This window comes from Pantoea sp. PvP021 (assembly GCF_054056055.1).
The window spans coordinates 18718-43066 of record NZ_JBSRXX010000011.1; the positions used below are offsets into that span (position 1 = coordinate 18718).

At 53.9% G+C, this 24349-nt stretch carries 25 protein-coding genes and 2 pseudogenes; 9 read left to right on the forward strand and 18 right to left on the reverse strand.

Annotation, left to right across the window (positions count from 1 at the left end):
- Nucleotides 1-7: 7 nt before the first annotated feature.
- The 4 genes from nrdE to ACVKSX_RS20990 all read right to left on the reverse strand — a co-directional run bounded on the left by nrdE (nucleotide 8) and on the right by ACVKSX_RS20990 (nucleotide 3397).
- The gene (gene nrdE, locus ACVKSX_RS20975; protein ID WP_163851089.1) at nucleotides 8-2146 is read right to left on the reverse strand and encodes a class 1b ribonucleoside-diphosphate reductase subunit alpha; all 2139 of its coding nucleotides are present in this window, start codon (nucleotides 2144-2146) and stop codon (nucleotides 8-10) included.
- Nucleotides 2116-2529, reverse strand: a complete 414-nt coding sequence (nrdI, locus tag ACVKSX_RS20980; protein ID WP_010257771.1) for a class Ib ribonucleoside-diphosphate reductase assembly flavoprotein NrdI — start codon at nucleotides 2527-2529, stop codon at nucleotides 2116-2118. The genes nrdE and nrdI overlap by 31 nt, the downstream gene beginning before the upstream one ends.
- A gap of 4 nt (nucleotides 2530-2533) precedes the next feature.
- Nucleotides 2534-2776, reverse strand: a complete 243-nt coding sequence (gene nrdH, locus ACVKSX_RS20985) for a glutaredoxin-like protein NrdH (RefSeq protein ID WP_010257769.1) — start codon at nucleotides 2774-2776, stop codon at nucleotides 2534-2536.
- Between the two features lie 303 nt (nucleotides 2777-3079).
- Nucleotides 3080-3397, reverse strand: coding sequence for a DUF883 family protein (locus tag ACVKSX_RS20990; RefSeq protein WP_010257764.1), 318 nt, complete (start codon nucleotides 3395-3397; stop codon nucleotides 3080-3082).
- A gap of 153 nt (nucleotides 3398-3550) precedes the next feature.
- Here ACVKSX_RS20990 and ACVKSX_RS20995 point away from each other — a divergent pair, with 153 nt between their 5' ends.
- The 4 genes from ACVKSX_RS20995 (at nucleotide 3551) to ACVKSX_RS21010 (ending at nucleotide 6861) form a co-directional block, all read left to right on the forward strand.
- Nucleotides 3551-3886: a DUF2002 family protein gene (locus tag ACVKSX_RS20995; protein WP_003850360.1), complete on the forward strand. Its 336-nt coding sequence runs from the start codon at nucleotides 3551-3553 to the stop codon at nucleotides 3884-3886.
- Between the two features lie 135 nt (nucleotides 3887-4021).
- Nucleotides 4022-5431, forward strand: a complete 1410-nt coding sequence (mmuP, locus tag ACVKSX_RS21000) for an S-methylmethionine permease (RefSeq protein ID WP_010257761.1) — start codon at nucleotides 4022-4024, stop codon at nucleotides 5429-5431.
- Entirely contained in the window at nucleotides 5421-6356 is a 936-nt protein-coding gene (gene mmuM / locus ACVKSX_RS21005) for a homocysteine S-methyltransferase (protein WP_010257759.1), read from the forward strand. The genes mmuP and mmuM overlap by 11 nt, the downstream gene beginning before the upstream one ends.
- 85 nt (nucleotides 6357-6441) lie before the next feature.
- Complete coding sequence (locus ACVKSX_RS21010; RefSeq protein ID WP_010257757.1) at nucleotides 6442-6861, forward strand: hypothetical protein; 420 nt, start codon at nucleotides 6442-6444, stop codon at nucleotides 6859-6861.
- Here the strand turns inward: ACVKSX_RS21010 and speG are convergent, their stop codons facing one another.
- From speG to ACVKSX_RS21040, 6 genes are all read right to left on the reverse strand, one after another.
- On the reverse strand, nucleotides 6862-7407 hold the full coding sequence (gene speG / locus ACVKSX_RS21015) for a spermidine N1-acetyltransferase (protein ID WP_003850356.1): 546 nt from the start codon (nucleotides 7405-7407) through the stop codon (nucleotides 6862-6864).
- 262 nt (nucleotides 7408-7669) lie between these two features.
- Nucleotides 7670-8347: an ABC transporter ATP-binding protein gene (locus ACVKSX_RS21020; RefSeq protein ID WP_354439568.1), complete on the reverse strand. Its 678-nt coding sequence runs from the start codon at nucleotides 8345-8347 to the stop codon at nucleotides 7670-7672.
- A complete protein-coding gene (locus ACVKSX_RS21025) occupies nucleotides 8340-9170 on the reverse strand; it encodes an ABC transporter ATP-binding protein (RefSeq protein ID WP_022624074.1) in 831 nt (276 codons plus the stop codon). Before ACVKSX_RS21025 ends, ACVKSX_RS21020 begins: the two co-directional genes overlap by 8 nt.
- On the reverse strand, nucleotides 9160-10017 hold the full coding sequence (locus tag ACVKSX_RS21030; protein WP_010257750.1) for an ABC transporter permease: 858 nt from the start codon (nucleotides 10015-10017) through the stop codon (nucleotides 9160-9162). The genes ACVKSX_RS21025 and ACVKSX_RS21030 overlap by 11 nt, the downstream gene beginning before the upstream one ends.
- Nucleotides 10014-11066, reverse strand: coding sequence for an ABC transporter permease (locus ACVKSX_RS21035; protein WP_010257745.1), 1053 nt, complete (start codon nucleotides 11064-11066; stop codon nucleotides 10014-10016). Before ACVKSX_RS21035 ends, ACVKSX_RS21030 begins: the two co-directional genes overlap by 4 nt.
- Nucleotides 11066-12634 carry an ABC transporter substrate-binding protein gene (locus tag ACVKSX_RS21040; RefSeq protein WP_010257743.1) on the reverse strand — a complete coding sequence of 523 codons (1569 nt, stop codon included), beginning with the start codon at nucleotides 12632-12634 and terminating at the stop codon, nucleotides 11066-11068. The genes ACVKSX_RS21035 and ACVKSX_RS21040 overlap by 1 nt, the downstream gene beginning before the upstream one ends.
- A 658-nt stretch (nucleotides 12635-13292) precedes the next feature.
- On the opposite strand from ACVKSX_RS21040, the gene mgtA reads away from it, so the two are divergent.
- Nucleotides 13293-15995, forward strand: a complete 2703-nt coding sequence (mgtA, locus tag ACVKSX_RS21045) for a magnesium-translocating P-type ATPase (protein ID WP_039391420.1) — start codon at nucleotides 13293-13295, stop codon at nucleotides 15993-15995.
- Nucleotides 15996-16005: 10 nt separating this feature from the next.
- Nucleotides 16006-16092, forward strand: coding sequence for a magnesium transporter protection protein MgtU (mgtU, locus tag ACVKSX_RS21050; RefSeq protein ID WP_354439566.1), 87 nt, complete (start codon nucleotides 16006-16008; stop codon nucleotides 16090-16092).
- A gap of 67 nt (nucleotides 16093-16159) precedes the next feature.
- Here mgtU and ACVKSX_RS21055 read toward each other — a convergent pair whose 3' ends face one another.
- From ACVKSX_RS21055 to ACVKSX_RS21085, 7 genes and pseudogenes are all read right to left on the reverse strand, one after another.
- A complete protein-coding gene (locus ACVKSX_RS21055) occupies nucleotides 16160-17014 on the reverse strand; it encodes a PA4780 family RIO1-like protein kinase (RefSeq protein ID WP_010257738.1) in 855 nt (284 codons plus the stop codon).
- Between the two features lie 326 nt (nucleotides 17015-17340).
- Nucleotides 17341-17829: a cold-shock protein gene (locus tag ACVKSX_RS21060; protein ID WP_010257735.1), complete on the reverse strand. Its 489-nt coding sequence runs from the start codon at nucleotides 17827-17829 to the stop codon at nucleotides 17341-17343.
- A gap of 342 nt (nucleotides 17830-18171) precedes the next feature.
- Complete coding sequence (locus tag ACVKSX_RS21065; protein WP_320503798.1) at nucleotides 18172-18417, reverse strand: YmjA family protein; 246 nt, start codon at nucleotides 18415-18417, stop codon at nucleotides 18172-18174.
- A gap of 473 nt (nucleotides 18418-18890) precedes the next feature.
- On the reverse strand, nucleotides 18891-19187 hold the full coding sequence (locus ACVKSX_RS21070; RefSeq protein WP_167423529.1) for a contact-dependent growth inhibition system immunity protein: 297 nt from the start codon (nucleotides 19185-19187) through the stop codon (nucleotides 18891-18893).
- A gap of 7 nt (nucleotides 19188-19194) precedes the next feature.
- Nucleotides 19195-19572, reverse strand: coding sequence for an RNase A-like domain-containing protein (locus tag ACVKSX_RS21075; RefSeq protein WP_354439555.1), 378 nt, complete (start codon nucleotides 19570-19572; stop codon nucleotides 19195-19197).
- A gap of 75 nt (nucleotides 19573-19647) precedes the next feature.
- Nucleotides 19648-20040, reverse strand: coding sequence for a hypothetical protein (locus tag ACVKSX_RS21080; protein ID WP_354439554.1), 393 nt, complete (start codon nucleotides 20038-20040; stop codon nucleotides 19648-19650).
- A pseudogene (locus tag ACVKSX_RS21085) lies at nucleotides 20037-20462 on the reverse strand (hypothetical protein); the annotation flags it as partial. The gene ACVKSX_RS21080 and the pseudogene ACVKSX_RS21085, both read right to left, overlap by 4 nt.
- Nucleotides 20463-20996: 534 nt before the next feature.
- Here ACVKSX_RS21085 and ACVKSX_RS21090 point away from each other — a divergent pair.
- Together ACVKSX_RS21090 and ACVKSX_RS21095 are read left to right on the forward strand one after the other, a co-directional pair.
- Complete coding sequence (locus ACVKSX_RS21090) at nucleotides 20997-21941, forward strand: hypothetical protein (protein WP_089415023.1); 945 nt, start codon at nucleotides 20997-20999, stop codon at nucleotides 21939-21941.
- Complete coding sequence (locus tag ACVKSX_RS21095) at nucleotides 21938-22210, forward strand: hypothetical protein (RefSeq protein WP_128088276.1); 273 nt, start codon at nucleotides 21938-21940, stop codon at nucleotides 22208-22210. The genes ACVKSX_RS21090 and ACVKSX_RS21095 overlap by 4 nt, the downstream gene beginning before the upstream one ends.
- 18 nt (nucleotides 22211-22228) lie before the next feature.
- On the opposite strand, the gene ACVKSX_RS21100 is transcribed toward ACVKSX_RS21095, so the two are convergent.
- Nucleotides 22229-22555, reverse strand: coding sequence for a hypothetical protein (locus ACVKSX_RS21100; RefSeq protein ID WP_191921488.1), 327 nt, complete (start codon nucleotides 22553-22555; stop codon nucleotides 22229-22231).
- A 137-nt stretch (nucleotides 22556-22692) separates the two neighbouring features.
- Between ACVKSX_RS21100 and ACVKSX_RS21105 the strand changes: the two are divergent.
- Nucleotides 22693-23810 (forward strand): annotated as a pseudogene (locus ACVKSX_RS21105) (IS3 family transposase); the annotation flags it as partial.
- Nucleotides 23811-24349: the final 539 nt, after the last annotated feature.

Here is a 24349-nt window from a genome sequence, read left to right on the forward strand (position 1 = left end):
ATTTTCATCACAGGGAGCATGATACGCAGCCCTGAACCTCCGTGCCCTGAAGCGCCATCTGGCGCAGTCGAATGTAATAGAGCGTCTTAATGCCTTTTTTCCACGCGTAAATCTGCGCTTTGTTGATGTCACGGGTCGAGACATCATCGCGGAAGAACAGCGTCAGCGACAGGCCCTGATCGACATGCTGAGTCGCTTCTGCGTAGGTATCAATAATCGCTTCCGGCCCAATCTGATACGCATCCTGATAGAGATGGAGATTCTCATTGGTCATAAACGGCGCGGGATAGTAGACGCGGCCGGTTTTGCCCTCTTTGCGGATCTCGATGGGGGAAACAATCGGATGGATGCTGGAGGTGGCATGGTTGATGTAGGAGATTGACCCGGTTGGCGGGATCGCCTGCAGGTTCTGATTAAACAGCCCGTGCTGCATCACCGCGTCGCGCAGCGCCTGCCAGTCCGCCTGTGTCGGCAGCGTCAGTCCGGCATCGGCAAACAGCGTCGCTACCCGTTCCGTGCGCGGCAGCCATTCGCGCTGCAGATACTTATCGAAGTAGACGCCGCTGGCGTACTGCGATTCCGCAAAGCCATCGAAGGTCTGCTGACGCTCCTGTGCCAGCTGATTAGAGGTGCGCAGCGCATAATAGGTGATGCAGTAGAAGTAGAGATTAGTGAAATCCAGCGCTTCCGGTGAACCATAGGCGATGCCTTCCCGCGCCAGATAGCCATGCAGGTTCATCTGACCCAGGCCAATGGCGTGCGAACGGCGATTGCCTTCGGCGACCGAGGGCACCGAGCCAATTTCGCTCATCATCGACACCGAGGTCAGGGCGCGGATCGCCACATCCACGGTACGCGCCAGATCGCGTGAATCCATGGCGTGCGCAATGTTCAGTGAGCCGAGATTACAGGAGATATCTTTGCCGATCCGGCGATAGCTGAGATCGTCATTGTACTCGCTGGCGCTGTTCACCTGCAGGATCTCAGAGCAGAGGTTGCTCATGTTAATGCGACCGGCAATCGGGTTGCTGCGGTTCACGCTGTCCTCATACATGATGTAGGGATAGCCCGACTCAAACTGAATCTCGGCCAGCGTCTGGAAGAAGTCGCGTGGCTGAATATAGGTTTTACGGATGCGGTCGTCGGCCAGCATCTCGTCATATTTCTCGCTGATGCTGATATCGCCAAAGGCCTGGCCATAGATCCGTTCAACGTCGTAAGGCGAGAACAGCGCCATCGGTTTGTTCTCTTTTGCCAGCTGGAAGGTGATATCGGGTATCACCACGCCCAGCGACAGGGTTTTGATGCGGATCTTCTCATCGGCGTTTTCGCGCTTGGTATCAAGGAAGCGGAAAATATCGGGATGGTGTGCATTGAGCCACACCGCGCCGGCGCCCTGACGCGCGCCGAGCTGATTCGCATAAGAGAAGGCATCCTCCAGCATTTTCATCACCGGGATAACGCCCGACGACTGATTTTCAATACGTTTGATTGGCGCACCGGACTCACGCAGGTTTGACAGCAAAAAGGCGACGCCGCCGCCGCGCTTTGAAAGCTGCAGTGCCGAATTCACGGCGCGACCAATCGACTCCATATTGTCTTCGATGCGCAGCAGGAAGCAGGAGACCAGCTCACCGCGTTGCTGTTTGCCGCAGTTCAGGAAGGTTGGTGTAGCGGGCTGGAAACGGCCGCTGAGGATCTCCTCCAGCAGGGCCCGCGCAAGCTTTTCATCGCCCTGAGCCAGCGTCAGCGCCACCATGCAGGCGCGCTGCTCAAAGGTTTCCAGATAACGTTTGCCGTCGAAGGTCTTCAGGGTGTAGCTGGTGTAGTACTTCCAGGCACCGAGAAAGGTTTTGAACTCAAATCCCCAATTTTCCGCCACCTCATGCAGCGCAAGCAGGAACGCAAAATCGTACTGGTTCAGCACTTCCGCTTCGTAATAGCTCTCTGCCACCAGATAGCGTAAACGCTCAGCGCAGCTATTGAAGGGGACGGTATTGGGTTGCACATGCTGCAGATAAAACTGACGTGTCGCTTCGCGATCCTTGTCGAACTGGATGCGGCCCTCGGCGTCGTAGAGATTGAGCATGGCATTAAGGGCGTGATAATCGAGCGTCACGCCGTTGAGGGTGTCTGTTGTTGCCAAAATTGGGTTACTCCCGCTTTAACTTTCGCGATATCGTCAGGCGTTCCCATCAGCTCGAAGCGGTAGAGGCAGGGAACCTGACATTTATTTGCAATGATGCTGCCCGCCAGGCAGTAACCGGCACCGAAGTTACGGTTGCCCGCTGCGATCACGCCACGAATACCGCGTCGGTTCGCCTCATCATTAAGAAACTGAATCACCTGACCGGGCACCGCACCGCGACTGCTGCCACCGCCATAGCTGGGCACGACCAGAATATAGGGCTGGTCGATATGCAGTTGTTGCCGGGCATCAAGCGGGATGCGCCGGGCAGGCAGGCCGAGGCGCGTCACAAACCGGTGGGTGTTTTCCGACTGGCTGGAAAAATAGACCAGCGGGAACATGTGTTTATCCTCCGACAGCAGAAAGCGTGCGCAGCGTGGCGATTTTGTCCGGGCGGAAACCGCTCCAGTGATCGTTATCTGCCATCACGACCGGTACCTGGCGGTAACCCAGTGATTTCAGGTTGTCGATCGCCTCGGGCTGGCTGTCGAGATTGATAAGCTGATAGGCGAGACCCTGACGGTCCATCGCATTTTTGGTTGCCGTGCACTGGACACAGTTATCTTTAGTGTAAATAATAATGCGCATGATTCGTATTTCCCTCTATATGCGGTTCTGATGCCCGAAAACAAAGCAGACGCGGCAGGTTGCGGGCTTCATTGTGACGAACATCTGGTGTCGTGCTGATGAGATAAATACTAGATGTAGTGGTTTTGTGGGTCAAGCCCACCAGATATAGGGTTTTATGATTTGCATTTGCGCAACAGCGGCAAAGCCAGCAGGGATGCGCCCTGCAGCCTGGAAAAATCTTTTGTAAATGTCATCGGCCAGAAAAAGGGCATAAAAAAGCCCCGCACAGGGCAGGGCTCAGGAGATTTTCTGGAGTTGAGCTTAGCGGCGTGAAGCCAGCAGCACACCCACTACGATACCGAAAGCGGCACCGATACCAACACCGTGCCATGGCTTGTCATGGACATAAGTGTCAACCTGCGCACTGGCATCACGCGCAACCTGTGAAACACGGTTGCTGCCGCCGTTCAGTCTGGAGCGGGTCTGTTTCAGCAGCTTTTCTGCCTGACTGCGTGCAGAATCCACTTCGTCTTTGGCGTCACTGCCGTAAGATTTCAGCAGCGCTTCCAGTGAATCGGCCAGTTCGTTAACATCCTGATTAATATCAATGTCATCGTTTTTTACAGTGCGATTAAACATTTTTTAGCTCCCTTTGATTTAAAAACGTAATACTAGTGTAGACGACCTTGAGATAAACGAGACGCGGGAGTGTTCTTTAGGGAAAATTCCGAATGCCCACTCTGTCATGCTGTTGTAAGGTTGCGAAGCTTTTGAAAGAGGAGAGGATCGAGCATGTATTTACGACCAGATGAGGTAGCGCGCGTACTGGAAAAAGCGGGTTTCGAAGTCGATGAAATTACCCCACGGGCCTATGGTTATCGCCGTGGAGAGAACTATGTTTATGTGAATCGCGAAGCGCGCATGGGGCGCATGGCACTCGTCATTCACCCGACACTGAAAGAGAAGAGCCAGCCGTTCGCTGAACCTGCTTCAGAAATGAAGACCTGCGATCACTACACCCAATTCCCTCTCTACCTGGCGGGTGATTCACAGGAACACTACGGCATCCCGCACGGATTTAGTTCCCGCATGGCGCTGGAACGTTATATTCAAAGCGTTTTCGGCTAACGCATCAGGCCCCGCCGCGACGGGGCACTGAACCGCCTTTACCTCCTCCCTGTTTCCCTGCCGTTGCAATTACCGGCTGTGACGCGTATAAAACTGTCCCTTATAGATGTTTAGACGTCCATACGGATAAAAGTGATGAGCGAACAGCCAACTCCCTCGCAGGAACAATTTAAACGCACCATGAAAGTGCGCCATCTGGTGATGTTATCGCTGGGCGGCGTAATCGGCACCGGCCTGTTTTTTAACACCGGCTATATCATTTCCACCACCGGGGCGGCGGGGACGCTGCTCGCCTATCTGATTGGCGCGCTGGTGGTCTGGCTGGTGATGGTCTGTCTGGGCGAACTCTCGGTGGCGATGCCGGAAACCGGCGCGTTCCACGTCTATGCCGCACGCTATCTTAGCCCGGCAACCGGCTACACCGTGGCCTGGCTCTACTGGCTCACCTGGACCGTCGCCCTCGGCTCCAGCCTGACGGCGGCGGGCTTCTGTATGCAGTACTGGTTCCCGCAGATCCCGGTATGGATCTGGTGTCTGGTCTTCTGCTGCGCCATCTATCTGCTGAACGTTATCTCAACCCGCTTCTTTGCCGAAGGGGAGTTCTGGTTCTCGCTGATTAAGGTGGTGACGATTGTCGCCTTTATCGTGCTCGGGGGTGCGGCGATGTTTGGGTTTATCCCGATGAAGGATGGCACGCCCGCACCGGGCCTGAGCAATCTGACGGCGCACGGCTGGCTGCCTAACGGCGTACTGCCGATTCTGATGACCATGGTGGCAGTCAACTTCGCTTTTTCCGGCACCGAGCTGATCGGTATTGCAGCCGGTGAAACCCAGCAGCCGGAGAAAGTGCTGCCGCTGGCGATCCGTACTACCGTGGCCCGGCTGATTATCTTCTTCATCGGCACGGTATTTGTGCTGGCGGCGCTGATTCCTATGGATCAGGCGGGTATCGTGAAAAGCCCGTTCGTGCTGGTCTTCGAAAAGATCGGCATCCCGTGGGCGGCTGACATTATTAACTTTGTGATCCTGACCGCTATCCTGTCTGCGGCCAACTCCGGACTCTATGCCTCCGGGCGGATGCTCTGGTCGCTGGCCAATGAAAATACGCTGCCGCGCGCCTTTGCCCGGGTGAATAAGCGCGGCGTGCCGATGCTGGCGATCACCGTCAGCATGGTGGGTGGTCTGCTGGCGCTGGTCTCCAGCGTGGTCGCGCCAGACACGGTGTTTGTGGCGCTGTCGGCCATCTCCGGCTTTGCGGTGGTAGCCGTCTGGCTCAGCATCTGCGCTTCGCATTTTGTTTTCCGTCGCCGTCATCTTCAGCAGGGCAAATCGCTGGCCGATCTGGCCTACCGTGCGCCGCTCTATCCATTGACGCCGGTGCTGGGTTTCCTGCTCTGCCTGCTGGCCTGCGTCGGTCTGGCATTCGATCCGACTCAGCGTATCGCGCTGTGGTGTGGCATCCCGTTTGTGCTGTTCTGCTATACCGCTTACCATCTGACCCACAAATCATCCCCGAAGCCTGAGGAGGCCAATGATGTCGTATAACCCTGTCGCGCAGGCTTTAACGGAGTCACCACTGCTGATTCTGGATGGTGCCCTGGCCACCGAGCTGGAAGCCCGCGGCTGTCATCTGGCCGATGCGTTATGGTCAGCTAAGGTGCTGATGGAAAATCCTGAGCTGATCTATCAGGTGCACTACGACTATTTTGTCGCCGGCGCGCGCTGTGCCATTACCGCCAGCTACCAGGCGACGCCGCAGGGCTTTGCCACACGTGGCCTTGATGAGGCGGAGTCACTGGCGTTGATCGCGCAGAGCGTCGAGCTGGCGCGACGCGCCCGTCACGATTATCTGGCGGTCCGGCCCGACGCAAAAACGCTGCTGGTAGCGGGATCGGTCGGTCCCTATGGCGCCTTCCTGGCGGATGGTTCGGAATATCGCGGCGACTATGCGTTGCCGGAAGCGGAGATGATGGCGTTTCATCGCCCACGCGTGCAGGCGCTGCTGGCGGCGGGTGCCGATCTGCTGGCCTGCGAAACCCTGCCTTCGTTTGCCGAAGCGCAGGCGCTGGTGAAGCTGCTGGCTGAATTTCCTGAAGGCCGCGCCTGGTTCTCGTTTACCCTGCGTGACGCCGGACACATCAGCGACGGCACGCCGCTGTCAGACGTCGTGAGCTGGCTGAATCAGCAGCCGCAGGTGGTAGCGGTGGGAATCAACTGTGTGGCACTTGAGAGCGTAACGCCTGCGCTGCAGCAGTTGCAGAAACTGACCGACAAGCCGCTGGTGGTCTATCCCAACTCCGGCGAGCAGTATGATGCCAGCAGCAAAACCTGGCACTCAGCGCCATCAGGCTGCACGTTGCATGACAAACTGGCAGAGTGGCAGCAGGCGGGCGCGAAGCTGATTGGCGGCTGCTGTCGCACCTCACCCAACGACATCGCGGCTATCGCCCGCGCTTGTCAACCGCAATAAGCTGGCTCAATCGGGCGATGATAGCCCGATTGAGGCGGAGAGGGCGGTCTACACTCTGATCACTGATCACTCTGTGGACCCCTTCATGAAACAGCGAATTCTGGCCCTGGCCGCCGCGCTGCTGCTTAGCGGCTGTGCCACCATTGTCGGCAATGAAACCCAACTGGTGCGCATCGACTCCTTGCCGCAGGGCGCGCGCTTCACCGTGCAGGATGAGCGTGGCTATGCGGTTGCGCAGGGTTTCACGCCGCAGACCGTTGAACTGGAAAAATCTACCGGCCGCTACTTCGGCAAAAAGCACTACCTGCTGATGCTGGAAAGCCCGGGCTACGTGCCGGTCACGGTGCCTATCGAGGCACGCGCTAACCTGTGGTATCTGCTGGGCAATATCCCGCTGGGTGGATTCCCCGGCTGGCTGCTGGTCGATCCCTTCTATGGCGGCATGTACGACCTTAAGCCTGAACACCCGCGTCCCTTTATGAACCCGGTTGGCGCGCGCGGCTGATTACTGCGCGGTCGGCTTCACCATTCCGCCTGGCGTTTTATGGCGTTCCAGATACTGATGCTGGAAAATGCACATGCGGATGGTGTTGCGGTACTCCCCGTTGATGAAAAACTCATGTTTAAGCACGCCTTCGATCTCGAAGCCGAGCTTGGTGTAGATGTGGATCGCTTTTTCGTTCTCCTGATCGACAATCAGGTAGAGCTTGTAGAGATTCAGTACTGAGAAGCCGTAATCCATCGCCAGCTTCGCCGCCTGGGTTGCCAGTCCTTTGCCCTGATGGGCCGGATCGATAATGATCTGAAACTCGGCGCGGCGGTGCACATGGTTGATTTCCACCAGTTCCACTAATCCCGCTTTCTGCCCGCTGTGCTCGACCACAAAGCGACGTTCGGTCTGATCGTGAATGTGCTTGTTGTAGAGATCGGACAGCTCCACAAACGCCTCATACGGCTCCTCAAACCAGTAACGCATCACGCTGGCGTTGTTATCCAGCTGATGGACAAAGTGCAGGTCTTCCCGCTCCAGCGGACGCAATTTTACCGTCATTGCCTTTTCCTCTCATGAAATAATGGTCGCGAGTATACCGCATCAGCCAGCCGCTGCGTTTTGCGCTGTCGCATTCGCGTGCCTGCTTCAGCCTGTAAAGGTTTACAGCGTCGCGTGGCAATCTAATGACTCAGAGGAAGAGAACAGCGCGCCGTTCTGGCAATGGAGAGGATGACGCTAATGGCGGAAGAAGGGGATGTTACAGAAAGGCGCGGCGGATGCAGCAGCGCCGGACGGCAGGTGAACGCCGTCCGGCCTGATTTCAGGCAGAGATCTGTTCGATGATGCGACCCTGCGACATGTGCACGGCGCGATCGCACATGTGATCGATCACGTCGGGATCGTGGCTCACCAGCACCATGGTCAGGCCATCCTGCTGTTTCAGATCGTTGAGCAGATTGAGGATCTCCGCCTGCACTGACATATCCAGCGCCGACGTCGGCTCATCCAGCAGCAGGATCTTCGGTTGCAGCAGCAGGGCGCGCACGATGGCGACGCGCTGACGCTGGCCGCCGGAGAGCTGATGCGGATAGCGATCCGCCAGGGCGGGATCGAGTCCGACATGACGGAAGCCCTGATCGATACGATCGTTGATATTGTCACGTTTCAGCAGCTTCAGCGGCTCCGCCAGCGTGCGACGCAGCCGGTGACGCGGATGCAGCGAGGCATAGGGATCCTGAAACACCATCTGCACTTCCTGACGCAGCGCGCCGGTGAAGGCTTTACCCGGCTGAACTTCGTGACCGGCAAGCTGCATCTGACCCTGCCAGTGTGGGTTCAGACCTGCCAGTACCCACAGCAGCGACGACTTGCCGCAGCCTGACGGACCGACCAGACCAAAACACTCGCCAGCGCTAACCTCCAGGTTAACCTCATGCACCACGGTGCGCAGCTCATAACCCTGTTTGTGGGCGACGCTTAGATCCTGCAGCTTAATCATCATTCGCCTCCAGCGCAGCGCGGTCCAGCACCGGTAATGTCTGTCCATGGGTCGCTTTGCCCGGACGGCAGGCCCACAGCGTGCGGGTGTAGGGGTGGGTAGCGTGCGGCAGATCGGCGGCGGGCAGCGTATCCAGCAACCGGCCTTTATACATCACCATCACCCGCTCGCAATGTTCTGAAACCTGCTGCAAGTCATGGCTGATCAGCAGCAGACCCATGTTGCGCGCCTCCACCAGACCGCGGATCAGCGCCAGCACCTGATCGCGCATGGCATGATCCAGCGCGGAGGTCGGTTCATCGGCGATCAGGAAGTCCGGATCGGTAATCAGGGCGATCGCCAGCATCACGCGCTGGCCCATGCCGCCAGAGAGCTGATGCGGATACTGCTGCATCAGACGACGCGGATCGGGCAGGCCGACCGCATCCAGCATTTCACACACTTTCTCTTTGCGCTCGGCACGGCTCAGGCGGCGATGCAGGATCAGCGGCTCTTCCACCTGCCAGCCAATGGTGCGCGTCGGGTTAAGCGCATACTTTGGGTCCTGCATCACCATCGCCACGCGGTTACCGCGCAGCTGGTTCCAGTGACGCTCGCTTAGCGTCAGCGCATTTTCACCGGCCACCTGGAGCTGGCTGGCCTGCAGATGCAGTGCGGGCGAGAGTAAGCCCATCAGGCTGCGGGCGGTCAGTGACTTGCCGGAACCGGACTCACCGACCAGCGCCACGCGCTCGCGGCCTACGGAAAAACGGATGTTATCGACCAGCAGCGCATCGTCGCTGCGAATGGTCAGCCCCTCGGCATGGAGCAGATTATTTTGCATGACGGGTATCCAGTCGGTCGCGCAGGCCATCGCCTGTCAGGTTAAAGGCCAGGCTGGCAAACAGAATCGCCGCGCCCGGTGCAGCAGCAACCCACCACTGATCAAAAATGACTTTACTGCCTTCGGCCACCATCGAACCCCATTCCGCCGTCGGCGGCTGAACGCCCATACCGAGGAAACCGAGCCCGGCTGCGGCCAGGATAATCCCGCCCAGGCTCAGGGCGGCGCGGACTACCGCCGTCGGCATGCAGAGCGGCAGGATATGACCGAACATCAGGCGAAAGCCCGTAATCCCCTGCATCCGCGCGGCGGCAAGGTAGTCGCTGCGGCGCAGTGCCAGGGTTTCAGCGCGTGCCTGACGGGCAAACGGCGGCCAGCTGGTCAGTGCCAGCGCCAGTGCGCCGTTCATCAGGCCAGGGCCGAGAATCGCCACCAGCGCCAGCGCGATTACCAGGTTGGGCAGTGACAGAAAGATATCGGTAATGCGCATCAGCAGGCGTTCGGTCCAGCCGCCCACGTAACCGGCGGTGATGCCGATCAACAGCCCGGCCGGAATGGTCAGCACCAGAATCAGCGACACCAGCAGCAGGGTCGGACGCGCGCCGTAAATCACGCGCGACAGCAGATCGCGGCCAAAGCCGTCGGTGCCGAACCAGTGCTGTGCCGACGGCGCCAGCAGACGGCTCGACATGGTCTGCACGTTCGGATCGAACGGCGCAATCAGCGGCGCCAGCAGTGCCATCAGGATAAGAATCGCCACCAGCGTCAGCCCAACGGTTAACGAGGTAACGCGTTGACGGCGACGGCGTGGTCGCAGCGTTTCGAGTTCAGAGAGTTGTTGCGTCATCGGGTTCTCGGATCGGTTAACCAGGTTAAAACATCCGCCAGGGTGTTAATCAGGATAAAGCAGCTGCCGATTAACAGGGTTGAGCCCAGAATCGCCGGCACATCGCCGGAGAACAGCGCATTGGTCATATAGCGACCCACACCTGGCCAGGCGAAGACGGTTTCAGTCAGCACCGAGCCTTCCAGCAGCGTAGCGTAGGAGAGGGCGATCACCGTGACCAGCGTGCCCAGCACGTTGGGGAAGATATGGCGCAGCAGGATGCGCACCCGACCCGCGCCTTTAGCACGCGCCAGCACCACATACTCTTTGCTGCTCTCTTCCAGCAGCGCAGCACGCAGCAGGCGGGTAATGCCCGCCATCGCCAGCAGGCCGAGGATCACCACCGGCAGCCAGAGGTGCGCAATTGCATTGCGGAACATCTCCGGTTCACCCGACAGCCAGCTGTCGATCAGCACAAAGCCGGTCTTCGGCTCCAGGGTGTAGACCCAGATATCATCCAGCCGTCCCGGTCCGGCGGACCAGTGCAGCACCGCATAGAAGAGCAGCAGGCCCAGCAGGCCGAGCCAGAACACCGGCACCGAGTAGCCCAGCAGCGAGACAAAGCGGGCGAGATTATCGATCCAGCTGCCCGGTTTCCAGGCGGCCAGCAGCGCCAGCGTCACACCGAACACCACCGCGAAGATCATCGCGCAGGTCGCCAGCTCGATGGTGGCGGGGAAGGTGGTCATCAGGTCGCCGCTCACCGACTGATTAGTGAGACGGGAGACACCCAGATCGCCCTGCGCCAGATGTTCGACGTAACGCCAGAACTGCATCAGCACCGGCTGGTCGAGACCCAGATCATGACGCACCTGCTCATAGGTCGCTTCACTGGCGTGATCGCCGGCGATCTGCTGCACCGGATCGATCGGCGAGAGATGCGACAGCATAAAAGTGAAGGCGAGCAGGCCAAGCAGCGTGACCAGCAGCGACAGTACGCTACCGATCAGGCGCCCGCCACGCTGCCAAAAAAGCCGGGCGAACCCGGCTGAAGGAACAGACTGTGCCATTACTTAGTGACCTGCGAGTAATACACCATGTCAGGGTTAATGCCCTGCACATAGCCTTTCAGGTTGTCGCGCAGGGCGATCAGGTTCTTCGCCTGCATCCCAATCACATACGGTGAGTTCTTCATCACTTCACGCTGCATCGCTTCATACAGCGCCACGCGTTTCTTCGGATCGCTCTCGGCGGTCGCCGCAATCACCTGCTTGTTCAGCTCAGGAATGTGCCAGTCTGAACGGAAGGCGATGGTTTTGCTGCCATCTTCCGGGTTGTAAGCAAACGAGGCGGCATTGGTGTTGGGATCGAAGTAGTCGGAGCCCCAGGCGTTCAGCGTCGCTTCATATTTATGCGCTTTCACGTTGGTCGACACTTCGGAGCTCAGACCCGGCACCACTTCCACTTTCACGCCCGCTTTGGCGAAGCTGCCCTGCAGCGCCTGTGCGATATCCAGATAAGGCGGCTGGTTGCTGGTGGAGAGCTTGAAGGTGACGTTGTTCAGGCCCGCTTTCTTCAGAATCGCTTTGGCTTTTTCCGGATCGTAGCTGTATGGCGTGTCGTTGATCGCGCCCAGGAAGCCCTTAGGCAGGAAGCTCTGATGCACGTCGAACTGACCTTTCAGCAGCTCACTGGCGATGCCTTTATAATCCCACAGGTAGCGTGCTGCTTCCCAGAAGGCCGGGTTCTTCATCGTCTCGTTCGCGCCGATGTTGAACTGGATGTAGTAGAGCGATGCCATGGGAATCGCTTCCGTCTTCACGCCCGGTTTGCCGTTCAGCGCAGCAATCTGATCGGCACCCAGGTTACGGGCGATATCGGCATCACCCTGTTCCAGCAGCAGACGACGCGCAGCCGGTTCAGGCACGTTTTTGATCAGGATGTTCTTCATTTTTGGCGCGCCCGCTGGTGAGGTCGGGTTAGCGCTGAGCAGCACCACCTGATGCATCACCACTTTGCGGATCTGATACGGGCCGCTGCCCGCAGAGTGGGTGGCCAGCCAGGCGTTACCGAAATCGCCGTTCTTCTGGTTCGCCATCGCGGTTTTTTCATCAATGATGGATGAAACCGGGGCAGAGAGCAGGCTCAGGACGTAGGTCGGGCTGACGTTGGCGGTCCAGCTGATCTGCACATGATTGTCGTCGACTTTCTTCAGGAAGCCATCGACGTTATCTTTGTTCCAGCCGAGCTGCGTCAGGATGAAAGAGGGATCGAGGTTCAGCTTCACCACGCGGCCCAGCGAGAAGATCACATCTTCCGGACGCAGCGGGTTGCCGGTAGAGAATTTCGCATCTTTACGCAGTTCAAAGGTCAGGCTGCGGTTGTCGCTGCCGGGCTGCCAAGAGGTGGCCAGTGTAGGTTTCAGGTCCACCGGATTCTGCGGGTCAGACTGTACCAGGCGCTGATAGATGTTCGTAAAAGCCTGAACACTGGTCAGTTCAAACCCTTTGGCCGGATCGAAGCTGTCTGCGTCGTCAGTTGATTGTGCAATCACCAGCGTATCTTTTGGTGTTGCGGCCTGGGCTGTGAAGGCGGCAGCCAGCGTCAGCGCCAGCAATGATGGAATTATAGTTTTCATGAAATTTCCTTGCCTCTAAAAAGTTACGCGAGTTTACGAAAGGGCCGATGCGAAGAATAGTCGAATATGGGCTAATCATATGCCAAAAGGTTATAAGCATTACCTGGCGGTTATAAGAAGATCGCCACGCTGTTACCGAAGCGGCAACCTGAGCAGAAACAAATCCTCAACGAAACCGTTATTCAATACGTTATTGCTTTACCGACGCCGGCCTCTCTTTATAATGGCGGCAGATAACTTCAGGAGAATTCAGTTGGACAGTCACCCGAGATTAACCTTTATTCTGGCAAGCTGAGTTTCCTCTGCTGCTTGCCAACCGGCGAGCAGCGATCCACGCTTTAATTAACGATCGCGCTCCTTGTTTTTAATCCTGCTATCACCAGGAGTGCGCGTTATGCTGCTGTTTATATTCGCTCTTTTTCCTCCGCCCCGTCTGGCGTAGCCCAGGCTGCGCCCAATCGCTGATATCAGACTTTTAAAACGCCGCGTATAACCGGCGTCAGGTAACCCTGTGCGCGTCATTATTTAGCGCGCCGGCGGAATAACCTGACTGTTTATGAAAGTCATCCCATTAAATAACCCGGCCACGCCAGGTTTTATCCATGCACGTTATTTCCCGTGCAGGACAACTATTGCTTTAAATCAGGGAGATGTCGAAATGAGCGACATGAAACTGGAACAGGTTGCGATCACTTCATCCGGCAACCGTAATGATAAAAAAAGTAAAAAAATGTTTGCTGTGGCGCAGCAGGCAGACCAGCACATTGATATGACGCTGGCGAACCTGCGTAGTCAGCGTCAGGGCCTGACCCAGGCTGAGGCGGCGAAACGACTGGCTTTGTATGGCCGTAATGAAGTGGCGCATGAGAAAGCGCCACCTGCGCTGATTCAGCTGCTGATGGCGTTTAATAACCCGTTTATCTACGTATTACTGGTCCTGGCGCTGGTGAGCCTGTTTACCGACTATATTCTGCCGCTGCGCGCCGGTCAGGAGACCGATCTCTCCGGCGTGATCATCATCTTCACCATGGTGATGCTGAGCGGGCTGCTGCGCTTCTGGCAGGAGTTTCGCACTAACCGTGCGGCGCAGGCACTGAAGTCACTGGTGCGCAGCCAGGTCACCGTGTTGCGCCGTGAGCCAGGCAGCGAAACCGCGCAGCGTCAGGATGTGGATATGAGTGAACTGGTGCCGGGCGATATCATTCTGCTCAGCACCGGCGATCAGGTGCCTGCCGATGTCCGTCTGCTGAGTTCACGTAATCTGTTTATCAGTGAAGCAGTACTGACCGGCGAGTCGCTGCCGGTTGAGAAACAGAGCAGCGATGCGGGTATCGATGCCGAAGGTCAGACCGCCCAGGAGCGGCTGGCATCACCGAATATCTGCCTGATGGGCACCAGCGTGGCCAGCGGCACAGCCAGCGCAGTCGTGGTAGCGACGGGTGGCGAAACCTGGTTCGGCTCCCTGGCCTCATCGCTGACCGGAAGCCGTCCGCAGACCGCGTTTGACCGCGGGGTGAACAGCGTCAGCAAGCTGCTGATCCGCTTTATGCTGGTGATGGTCCCGGTGGTGCTGCTGATTAACGGCTTTACCAAAGGCGACTGGATGGATGCCACACTGTTTGCACTGGCCGTCGCGGTCGGACTGACCCCGGAAATGCTGCCGATGATTGTCAGCGCCAACCTGGCTAAGGGCGCGATTGCGATGTCACGTCGTAAAGTGATCGTTAAAAAGCTCAACGCCATTCAGAACCTCGGCGCGATGGATGTGCTCTGCACCGACAAAACCGGCACGCTGACCCAGGACACCATCCTGCTGGCGCATCATCTGGACGCGCGGGGCAACGAAGATGCACAGGTGCTGCTGCTGGCATGGCTCAACAGCGGCAGCCAGAGTGGCGCGAAAAACCTGATGGATCGCGCCTTACTCTGCGCGGGCGACAAGGTCATTTCACAGTCTCAGCGCAGCCAGTTCCAGCTGATCGATGAGCTGCCGTTTGATTTTACCCGCCGTCGGGTGTCAGTGCTGGTGGAAGATCTGACTCAGCATCGTTCACAACTGATCTGCAAAGGCGCAGTGGAAGAGATGCTGGCAGTGAGTATTGCCGTGCGGCAGGGCGACACGGTGGTCGCACTGGATGCAGCACAGCGCGCGGCGCTGCTGGCGCAGACTGAACACTATCATCAGCAGGGCTATCGCGTGCTGCTGGTGGCAACCCGTGATGGCGAGCTGCACGCGCCGCTCAGCGACAGTGATGAGCGCGATCTGATTATTCAGGGAATGCTGACCTTCCGCGATCCGCCTAAAGCCAGCGCGGGTAAGGCGATTAAAGCCCTGCGTGACAGCGGTGTGACGGTGAAAGTGCTGACCGGTGACAATCCGCTGGTGACGCTGCGGGTCTGTGCCGATGTCGGGCTGACCGATCCGGCGATGCTGACCGGCGATCAGATTGAGGCGATGAACGATGATGAGCTGGCGCAGGAAGCTGAACGCTGCACCCTGTTTGCTCAGCTGACCCCGCTGCAGAAATCCCGTCTGGTGCGGCTGATGCAGCAGAACGGTCACACCGTCGGGTTCCTGGGCGATGGCATTAACGACGCGCCTGCGCTGCGGGCAGCTGACACCGGGATTTCCGTGGACAGCGCGGCGGATGTGGCGAAAGCCTCATCGGACATCATCCTGCTGGAGAAGGATTTACAGGTGCTGAATGAGGGTGTACTCAAAGGACGCGAGACCTTTGGCAACATCATCAAGTATCTCAACATGACCGCCAGCTCCAACTTCGGCAACGTTTTCTCGCTGCTGGTGGCCAGTGCCTTTATTCCGTTTCTGCCGATGCTGTCGATTCATCTGCTGATTCAGAACCTGATGTATGACGTTTCCCAGCTGGCGCTGCCGTGGGACAAGGTTGACCGTGAGTTTCTGAATAAGCCGCGTAAATGGGATGCCGGCAACATCAAGCGTTTCATGCTGTGGATGGGTCCGACCTCGTCAATTTTTGACGTCACCACCTTTGCGCTGATGTGGTTTGTTTTCGGCGCTAACCATGCAGGCGTGCAGTCGCTGTTCCAGTCCGGCTGGTTTATTGAGGGGCTGCTGTCACAGACGCTGGTAGTGCATATGCTGCGTACCCGGAAGATTCCGTTTATTCAGAGCCGCGCCACCTTACCGGTGATGCTGACGACGCTGGCGGTGATGGCGCTGGGCATCCTGATCCCGTTCTCCCCGCTGGGTGCGATGGTCGGTCTGGTGCCACTGCCATGGCAATATTTCCCGTGGCTGGTGCTGACGCTGTTCAGCTACTGCCTGGTGGCACAGGGCATGAAGCGTTTCTACATCCGCCGCTTTGGTCAGTGGTTCTAGGGAGGAGAAGATGAAAAAAAGCAGGCTCGATACGGTATTTGTCGGCGTGATGATCATCGGCTTAACTCTGATTGCGCTGACGGTCATCGTGCGGTGATGGCGTTGTGATCGTGCGGTAAGTGAGAGGCAGCGAGGGGACTCGCTGCCTTTTTTTATTGATGCATTTACTCTTCGTCGCGCTCACGGCTGGCGCGCTGGCGCTCGTAATATTCATCTTCTGCGGTGATGATCTCATCCATCAGAGAATCCATATCGACTACGCGCTCCTCTTCCACAAACTTCCCGGTAAGCGGCGTTTCCGGGGTGAGCTTGCCATCTTCATAGAGCAGCCAGATCTCTTTGGCGTAGCGCGTCTTCAGCAGCTGCGGAGCGAACTGACCGTAGTAAGAGGTGATATTGTCTACGTCACGTTCAAACATCGACTCGGCATGGTTATTGGCCGCCGCATCGACCGCCTGTGGCAGGTCGATAATCACCGGGCCCTGGTCATCCAGCAGTACGTTGAACTCGGATAAGTCACCGTGAACGATACCGGCACAGAGCATACGAACGATGTTGCGGATCATGGTGTGGAAATCCGTGACCGCCTGCTCTTCAGACAGAGAGACATCGCTGAGACGTGGCGCGACCGAGCCATTGGCATCGGTCACCAGCTCCATCAATAACACACCGTCGATGCAGAGATAAGGCTGTGGCACGCGAACACCGGCGTTCGCCAGGCGGAACAGGGCATCTACTTCGGCGGTCTGCCAGGACTCTTCCTGCTGCTTACGGCCGAACTTTGTGCCTTTCTGCATGGCGCGGGCGTTACGGCTGTTACGGGTTTTACGACCTTCCTGATACTGCACGGCCTGCTTGAAGCTACGCTGGGTCGCTTCTTTATAGACTTTGGCGCACTGCACCTTGCCGCCGCATAGCACGGTATAGACGTCTGCTTCTTTGCCGCTTTTCAGCCGCTGCAGGACATCGTCAATCAGGCCGTCATCGACCAGGGGCTGGATTCTGTTTGGGATTTTCATGCGGCTTTATACCTTATTTCACCCGCTTTTCGTATCACTTTGCGATGATGGAAAACATTGGCAATGACTGAACAAAGTTTCTAATTCTACCCTGGAAAGTCGCTTTGTGGGGATGAACCTTGATGAGCTGCGCTTTTGACCTTTGTTTTATCATAAACAATGGATTAGAGGGGAGAGCAGGACGGTTTTATCCGCCAGAGGAACGCTTTGTCATGTATCAGCCCTGTGGGCGGGGATTTCGTGTCAGAGAAATGTGCCTGAATAGCAGGCCGGCAGGAGGCTGAAGGCCGAAATCCTGCCAACAGAATTTCGGCCCGCATTCGGGATTACTTCAGGCCTTTAAGCACTTTAACCGTGCTTTCAATGTCGATCTCATCTTCAGAGAAGATCAGTGTCGTACCCTGGAAGGTGGTGACCGCCAGCTTTTTCAGCGAGCGCATCTCATTGGCGTTCGGGTCAGTTTTCGGCCGGATATTATTCAGCAGCAGTCCCACTGACAACACCGCGTTCTCTTTATCGACACCGGCATCGACCGGGACTTCTTCGTTGTAGACCAGATAAGACTTAATCGAGGTGATCTTGAGCCGCTCGCCTGCGATATAGATGTATTTGCTTGTCGGCGCGACCTTCACCGCATAGGCGGATAAGCCCTTGTTGTTGGTGGTGGGTTCAAACGTCACCGCCGCATCTTTCTTGATCAGATCAGGATTGGCGACCTTAATCACATGAAAATAGCGGTTATCACCGTTTTCATCTTTGATAAAGCCAAAACCTTTATCTTCAAACCAGGTTGTGATCGTTCCGTTCATCGCCATTTTTGCCTGCTTAATCTACTCAGTTTTTTACAGCGCGCAGTGTAAAACACAATGCCTGCGCAGACTATATAAGTCTGGATGATAATTTTCAGGTGCGCCAGAGGGTGAGCTGCGGAAGGGTGCTTTGTGGCGGATGAAGGCGAGTGTGATGGAGTGTGTGTAGCGGCAGATAAAAACGAAGTGATGGGTCGGTAGGGCAGGGAACGGACATCAGCCACGTGAGACACGTGGCTGTCAGCATTGGGCGTTGTTGCGGGGATACCGGCGCTGTGTCGAATCAGGTTGTTGAGTCAGGCAGATTACCGGCAACCTGCGCAAAGCTCGTCTGCCGGTGAGTGTCTGTTACTCGTTGCCCCAGCGGTTCAGGAACTCGGCAATTTCATCAATACGCTGCTCATCGATACCCGCTTCACGCGCCATATCTTGCTGCGACTCTTCACTGATCTCTTCGTTGTTCATCAGACGGGTGATCAGCAGCTGGAAATAATGCGCCAGGGGGGTACGTTCAGCATCGCTCACCGGCTTAGCAGACTCCGTCGCATACTCATCTGCGACATCATAGTATTTGAGAGAGATTTCGTTATTCATAGGGGGTCCGCAGAGTAGAGTTTGGGTTTAAGCGTTGGCAGGGCATTGTGGCCCGGCGTAGAGGGGTATTATTTCGTGTTTGGGTTGGGGCTGTAAAGGGGGAGTGGGGAGGCGGAAGGGAGTATGAGAAGGGCTGGTCTTTCAGATTGGAAAAGTGCCAGCGCGTAATTTATTGCCAGCGAAACGTCTGATACAGAGATTATGGGTATGAACAGGCGTATACCTATCTCATCCATCAAGGCGTTCAGTCAGATAGAGGGGCAGGGCTTTGCATCAATCGAAAGGTATGTTTTGAGACCCGAGGCACGCTTGACTCCACGCGGATCCGAAACAAAAGGAAGACGGAGCTTTGGGCTGTCATTCACTTTTATCACCCATACAGAATGGCCGATGAAATTGAAGCGGATATGTTCGTCATGCACAGACAGCTGTTCAAAAGAACCGGATGAGTATTCATTGCCAATCTGCAGGCATCATCTTTCATCGTATCTTTTGATGCTTTCAAGGAAATAGAGCAAAAAACTGCTGGCGTAATCAGGTGAAATATCTTGCCATCGCTGAGAAAACTCTTCCTTTATCTCTTCTTCTGACAGCTTAAGAAAGTCAGTAAGTTCTTTACGTAAATTACATCTTTCTTCTGGAGAAGCTTCGTCAACGACTACATCAATGGCACCATCCATCGTATCAGCGCCAGTGATAACGTCGAAGTCCTGATTAAGTGTTCCCACAATGCATAAATCTAAGTTTGGGGCAAGAGGTGCACGGCTCATGATCAACTCACTTATCTGGAAAAGAAGTAATTATATAATAAGGTTTGTTATTGTAAGTCTGATACTTCAGCGCAACTCTGATTTTAGTTGCTTTATAGGCAGTGTTGTTCCCTTTCTGAACAACATAACCAACGGTTTTACCCACATCGTAACTTATCGTCATGTTATGTCGTGGTTTACTTGCAGCCCATAGTTTTATCCACTCCCGATTATTATGAAGTGCCTTTGATATGGCTGCTTCGGCAATCTCCAGCGACGAGAACGAACCAGATAGATCCAATACCCCATTGGATTGGATAATTCTTTCATGAAGTTCCTGGGGTGATTTTCCAATATGCTTTAAAAGCGTATGCCCATCCGGTTTTAATCCAGAGACATAATTCACTATACAATCTAATTTTAAGGTGAACCATAAAATATGGTATGGAAAATTATCTATCTGAATGTTTTATTAACATGATCAAATTATTTGAGCTTTGATCAGTATTGCAATAATGGAAAGTGAAAAGCAACAGAAAAACCCTAATAAAAATGTATAATATAATGGTTTTAAATTGTTTATTTTTTTTAGATTTTGACCTTCATGTGCAAAGTTATAAGCATTGTCGTTCCTGTTTAAAAAGAAAATTTTTTTATTTTTTTTAATCGCATAAAAAAATAGGTCATTAGAGGTGAACCTATATATCCTATATTGCAGTGCAACAAGTAAGGGGCGGGCAGTGTATGCTGTTGTTGGAAGTCTGAGATCAATTCCTTGTAGCGAGACCTGTTCATTAGATACAAAAAAACGCTTACCACTAAGCAAACCAACGGAAGCATGATTAAAACCATTATGGCCGACTTCATTCTTCAAATTCCCATGTATTCATAGATAGTATCCATTACAGAGTCACTCGCTTTAGCACCTACATAGCCCGCAGCTATTGAGCCAACAGCTGCGCAGACTACCGCGCCGGTTCCTGCCGTGGCGATCCCTATTGCTGCGCATACACCTACGCCTGCGAAAGAACCGGCTGCACCAGCTCCCACACCCGTTAAGGTCGAAGCCCCAAACTTACCATACTCTTTGAATGCGGTTCTTTTACATTCGTTCTCACGTCCTTTAACGCAGGCATTGACTACGTCATTGGTGGTTCCAGCAAAGGCAAACCCCATTCCTTTGTAACCACCTGATTTCAAGAACTTTGCCGCTTTCGCTGCATTGCCTACATAACTTGAATAACCTGGGATCCCTGCCAGCCCCACTGTAGACCATTCATGTACTATGGAGCGGCTCTGACCTGCCACCAGCCTTTGTCTTGCAAGTTCTGCGATACCACAGACTTCTTTTCTGTTCAACCAGCGCCTGTCAGAGACATCATCTTCATCAAGCTACTTATCTTTTCAGGTCGTTGAGGTATTAGATTAATTACTTATCCTGCAATTGCTGATTGTTAAGAAGACCAGTTCTATAACGCTCAAGATAACGGACAAATCTTTCCTCCTGAGCCCATGTTGTTGCATCGTGTTCTGTCAGCTTTAAGATTTCATTTACATAGATTTATGATAACGGGATTGAAAGCGGGAAGCTGCTCTTTTTCTTATCACTCTCGATTTTTTATATTTTTATTATTCAGAGTTAGATTGGGCTTTTGATTTAAATCATAATTTTAATGCTGTCAGTTTTTAATGAATTTTTAAAAAAGCTAAATGATAAGTGGACATATCTTCTTCGTTCAGAGCAAACAAACATGATAAGCAAAACTACTGGATAATGCAGTATTCAAGAGTTATTCTGCAGGCAGCTTAACATATAACTGAGGATAGAGAATGGAAGTTATCCCTAGCGATATACAGTCAAGGCTACAACTAGTCATCTCGAAAGCGGCAGTGCTCTTACCATCTGACGTAGGTCAACAGCTTCTTGCTATGGTCACCCCCTCAGCATTAGCAACTATGGCGGGGGTAATCGTGGTTTGGGCTGGTGCGCACTTTTTTGGGATTGGTGAAATCGCTGATTTAGTGCTTCTCATTGTAGGTTGGGTAGCAGTAGGGGGCGTAGCGCTTGAAGCGGCTAAGAAGTTGTTTGATTTTGCAACGAAGACTAACGCAGCTCGTAGCGAAGGAGATCTTGACGTTGCTGCTAAGGATTTAGCAGACGCGATCACTCTGTTAGGCGTTAATACTGTCCTCGCACTTCTTTTAAAGAAGAAGCCTGGTGATACATTTAAAACTCCTTTCAGGGGAGTAAAAATGCCTAGATACAGCAGCGATATTGGAAGGAAAATGAACCTGCCTCGCAATGGAGGTTGGCGTTATACTCCTAAGATAAAAATCACAAAGCATAGTGACGTCGTTCAGGGACGCACAAAACCCTGGGGGGACGTAGAAGTAGGACGCAACTACTATCCTGGTGCAATGTCGAAAGATGACGCCTATTTGCAGATGCTTTCAACTCTTTATCATGAACAGGTACACATGGCAATTGCGCCTAAGTTCTATTTATTAAGAGAACTTAGGGTTTTCATGAGACAAAGCGCATATAATAAATCATATATATTACGATATCTGGAAGAGTCCTTTGCTGAAACTATTGGCTTATTAAGAGCCAGAGGGATGAGTAGAGGATATATCATTGAAGGCTTCAAATTCCCTCTTGGAAATACTTACGAAATTACATATACATTATTGCGGCATGAAACCGCAGGTATTCTTTTGGGGCCAGTAGTGGTTGGAGGGTTAATGTATAATGTTTGGTATGGAGTTCAGCAATGATATCGGAAAATAAAGCTGTTGAAATTGCCAAAGAATATGCAAGGGTAACAGGTCATGGTTGGGACGAACGTTTTCATGAGGCTGTTAGATCGTCTTTTGATGGTAAATCTGTTTGGGTTATTTCAACCTCAGATTTGAAATTTTCTGAAGATCTTCCATGGATGATGGAAAACATGCCAAATCCAATTAAATATTATATAGATGTCTTTAGTGGTGAATGTATTGCTGTAGGGGGAAGAGGTAGTGCGATTCTTCGATTAAATAAATGAAAATATTCATTAGCGACTTTATAAAATATGAGAGTGTTTTCTCAAAAATTTAAATGCTTTGTATGCAGGCTTCAAAGGAATAAAAGTATACAGAATTGTGAAGCCTGCTAACAGCGTTATCGAATAAGATACAATGTTTTCTTGTGTACCACTGCTAATGGTATAAATGAGTCCTGCCAGAAGGATTGCTATTAATATCATTGCAACTATGAATCTTTTCTTTAACTGTGAAAGGAGCCAGGGATAAGGATAACCTTCTTTCTCAGCATGATGACGTATCACAGAGACTTCATTTAGGGTAAACCCCTCTTCTAATAGCATTTTTTCTATATCCAATTTATTCATAATTAATTAGTGTCTTTTGTTTGATTGTTGGCTTTTTATAACAAAATTTAGTCACTTGGTACAATTGACCTGCTCCCCCGTTGATTAATACACCGCGATGTTAGAAATGTCTTCATAAGCCACATGAGGACATCCCCATGAAGACGCGTTTTTCCGACGAACAGATCATCAGTAGTCTCCGCGAGGCTGAAGCCGGAGTTTCTGCCCGTGAGCTCTGCCGTAAGCACGCCATTTCCGACGCCACGTTTTATACCTGGCGTAAGAAGTATGGCGGCATGGAGGTGCCTTAGGTTAAGCGCCTGAAGTCGCTTGAGGAAGAGAACTCCAGACTCAGGAAGCTGCTCGCCGAGGCCATGCTGGATTAGGAGGCGCTTCAGGTGGCTCCTGGGCGAAAGTACTGACGACAGACCAGAAGCGCGAAGTCGTGGTGTTGATGTGTGATGCGACCGGTCTGTCGCAACGTCGTGCCTGCAGACTCACAGGTTTGTCCCTGTCGACCTGGCGCTATGACGCTCAGCGTCCGGCGGCTGATGCCCATTTATCAGGGCGCATTACTGAACTGGCACTGGAGCGCAGGCGTTTTGGCTACCGCCGCATATGGCAGTTACTGCGTCGTGAAGGGCTTCTGGTTTATCACAAGCGCGTGTACCGCTTTTATCATCTGAACGGGCTGGGCGTTAAACGCAGACGTCGACGTAAAGGGCTTGCAACAGAACGTCTGCCGCTGCTCCGCCCGGCGGCGCCCAACATGACCTGGTCGATGGATTTCGTCATGGATGCGCTGGCTACCGGTCGCAGGATCAAGTGCCTTACCTGCGTCGATGACTTCACAAAGGAATGCCTGACGGTCACTGTTGCCTTCGGGATTTCAGGCGTGCAGGTCACGCGTATTCTGGACAGCATTGCGATGTTTCGCGGCTATCCGGCTACTATAAGAACCGATCAGGGCCCGGAGTTTACCTGCCGCGCGCTCGATCAGTGGGCCTTTGAGCATGGAGTGGAGCTGCGACTTATCCAGCCCGGCAAGCCGACACAGAACGGATTTATTGAGAGTTTTAACGGACGCTTTCGCGATGAATGCCTGAATGAACACTGGTTCAGCGACGTCAATCATGCCAGGAAAACCATCAGCGAATGGCGTCAGGATTATAACGAATGTCGCCCGCACTCCACGCTGAATTATCAGACGCCGTCTGAATTTGCAGCGAGCTGGAGAAAGGGTAATTCTGAGAGTGAAGGATCCGACATTGCTAACTGCGCCTTGTATCTAATACTGGGGGCAAGTCAGCCACCAAATGGACGGAACATCTCAGTCTTAAGATATGTCTTGTCAGCCTGATTAACTTTGCTGGCTGTGGGTTGTTGTTGTGCCGGTATCACTGGGAAAAAGTTCGTCAGATAACTAAGGGCAGGGATAAGAGCTGAGGGCGTTTCACCTTTGTCATTGTTGCTGATTGCACACTGAGCGCAGAAGCGTCTGCGCTTCAGGGCAACCCGGGACCTTGATATGCGTGCTTATTGTCGGGATGCTGTTGAGATTTCCTGTCTCGGTTCTTCCCTCCCCCTTCATCTGGCACTGTGTATTCGTCTTGATCGCACAGTAAAAGTCTTCATAGCCTGAATGAGCGAGGATTGCTTTTCATTTCTTTACGGGAAATACGAACAAATCCTGATGGATTTATAAAATATTCATATTTTTCAGTAAAGAATCCGATTTAAGCTGTTTTGATGCATTTTTTCTAATTGGAATTCAAATTTTATGATTTTTATGCGAGTTTTCTCTGTGGCAGTTGC

What these genes read in the sequence shown, in the direction of transcription:
- nrdI (WP_010257771.1), bottom strand. Translation starts at nt 2,529, where the DNA reads ATGTTCCCGCTGGTCTATTTTTCCAGCCAGTCGGAAAACACCCACCGG.
- nrdH (WP_010257769.1), bottom strand. Translation starts at nt 2,776, where the DNA reads ATGCGCATTATTATTTACACTAAAGATAACTGTGTCCAGTGCACGGCA.
- ACVKSX_RS20990 (WP_010257764.1), bottom strand. Translation starts at nt 3,397, where the DNA reads ATGTTTAATCGCACTGTAAAAAACGATGACATTGATATTAATCAGGAT.
- ACVKSX_RS20995 (WP_003850360.1), top strand. Translation starts at nt 3,551, where the DNA reads ATGTATTTACGACCAGATGAGGTAGCGCGCGTACTGGAAAAAGCGGGT.
- mmuP (WP_010257761.1), top strand. Translation starts at nt 4,022, where the DNA reads ATGAGCGAACAGCCAACTCCCTCGCAGGAACAATTTAAACGCACCATG.
- mmuM (WP_010257759.1), top strand. Translation starts at nt 5,421, where the DNA reads ATGTCGTATAACCCTGTCGCGCAGGCTTTAACGGAGTCACCACTGCTG.
- ACVKSX_RS21010 (WP_010257757.1), top strand. Translation starts at nt 6,442, where the DNA reads ATGAAACAGCGAATTCTGGCCCTGGCCGCCGCGCTGCTGCTTAGCGGC.
- speG (WP_003850356.1), bottom strand. Translation starts at nt 7,407, where the DNA reads ATGACGGTAAAATTGCGTCCGCTGGAGCGGGAAGACCTGCACTTTGTC.
- ACVKSX_RS21020 (WP_354439568.1), bottom strand. Translation starts at nt 8,347, where the DNA reads ATGATTAAGCTGCAGGATCTAAGCGTCGCCCACAAACAGGGTTATGAG.
- ACVKSX_RS21025 (WP_022624074.1), bottom strand. Translation starts at nt 9,170, where the DNA reads ATGCAAAATAATCTGCTCCATGCCGAGGGGCTGACCATTCGCAGCGAC.
- ACVKSX_RS21030 (WP_010257750.1), bottom strand. Translation starts at nt 10,017, where the DNA reads ATGACGCAACAACTCTCTGAACTCGAAACGCTGCGACCACGCCGTCGC.
- ACVKSX_RS21035 (WP_010257745.1), bottom strand. Translation starts at nt 11,066, where the DNA reads ATGGCACAGTCTGTTCCTTCAGCCGGGTTCGCCCGGCTTTTTTGGCAG.
- ACVKSX_RS21040 (WP_010257743.1), bottom strand. Translation starts at nt 12,634, where the DNA reads ATGAAAACTATAATTCCATCATTGCTGGCGCTGACGCTGGCTGCCGCC.
- mgtA (WP_039391420.1), top strand. Translation starts at nt 13,293, where the DNA reads ATGAGCGACATGAAACTGGAACAGGTTGCGATCACTTCATCCGGCAAC.
- mgtU (WP_354439566.1), top strand. Translation starts at nt 16,006, where the DNA reads ATGAAAAAAAGCAGGCTCGATACGGTATTTGTCGGCGTGATGATCATC.
- ACVKSX_RS21055 (WP_010257738.1), bottom strand. Translation starts at nt 17,014, where the DNA reads ATGAAAATCCCAAACAGAATCCAGCCCCTGGTCGATGACGGCCTGATT.
- ACVKSX_RS21060 (WP_010257735.1), bottom strand. Translation starts at nt 17,829, where the DNA reads ATGGCGATGAACGGAACGATCACAACCTGGTTTGAAGATAAAGGTTTT.
- ACVKSX_RS21065 (WP_320503798.1), bottom strand. Translation starts at nt 18,417, where the DNA reads ATGAATAACGAAATCTCTCTCAAATACTATGATGTCGCAGATGAGTAT.
- ACVKSX_RS21070 (WP_167423529.1), bottom strand. Translation starts at nt 19,187, where the DNA reads ATGAGCCGTGCACCTCTTGCCCCAAACTTAGATTTATGCATTGTGGGA.
- ACVKSX_RS21090 (WP_089415023.1), top strand. Translation starts at nt 20,997, where the DNA reads ATGGAAGTTATCCCTAGCGATATACAGTCAAGGCTACAACTAGTCATC.
- ACVKSX_RS21095 (WP_128088276.1), top strand. Translation starts at nt 21,938, where the DNA reads ATGATATCGGAAAATAAAGCTGTTGAAATTGCCAAAGAATATGCAAGG.
- ACVKSX_RS21100 (WP_191921488.1), bottom strand. Translation starts at nt 22,555, where the DNA reads ATGAATAAATTGGATATAGAAAAAATGCTATTAGAAGAGGGGTTTACC.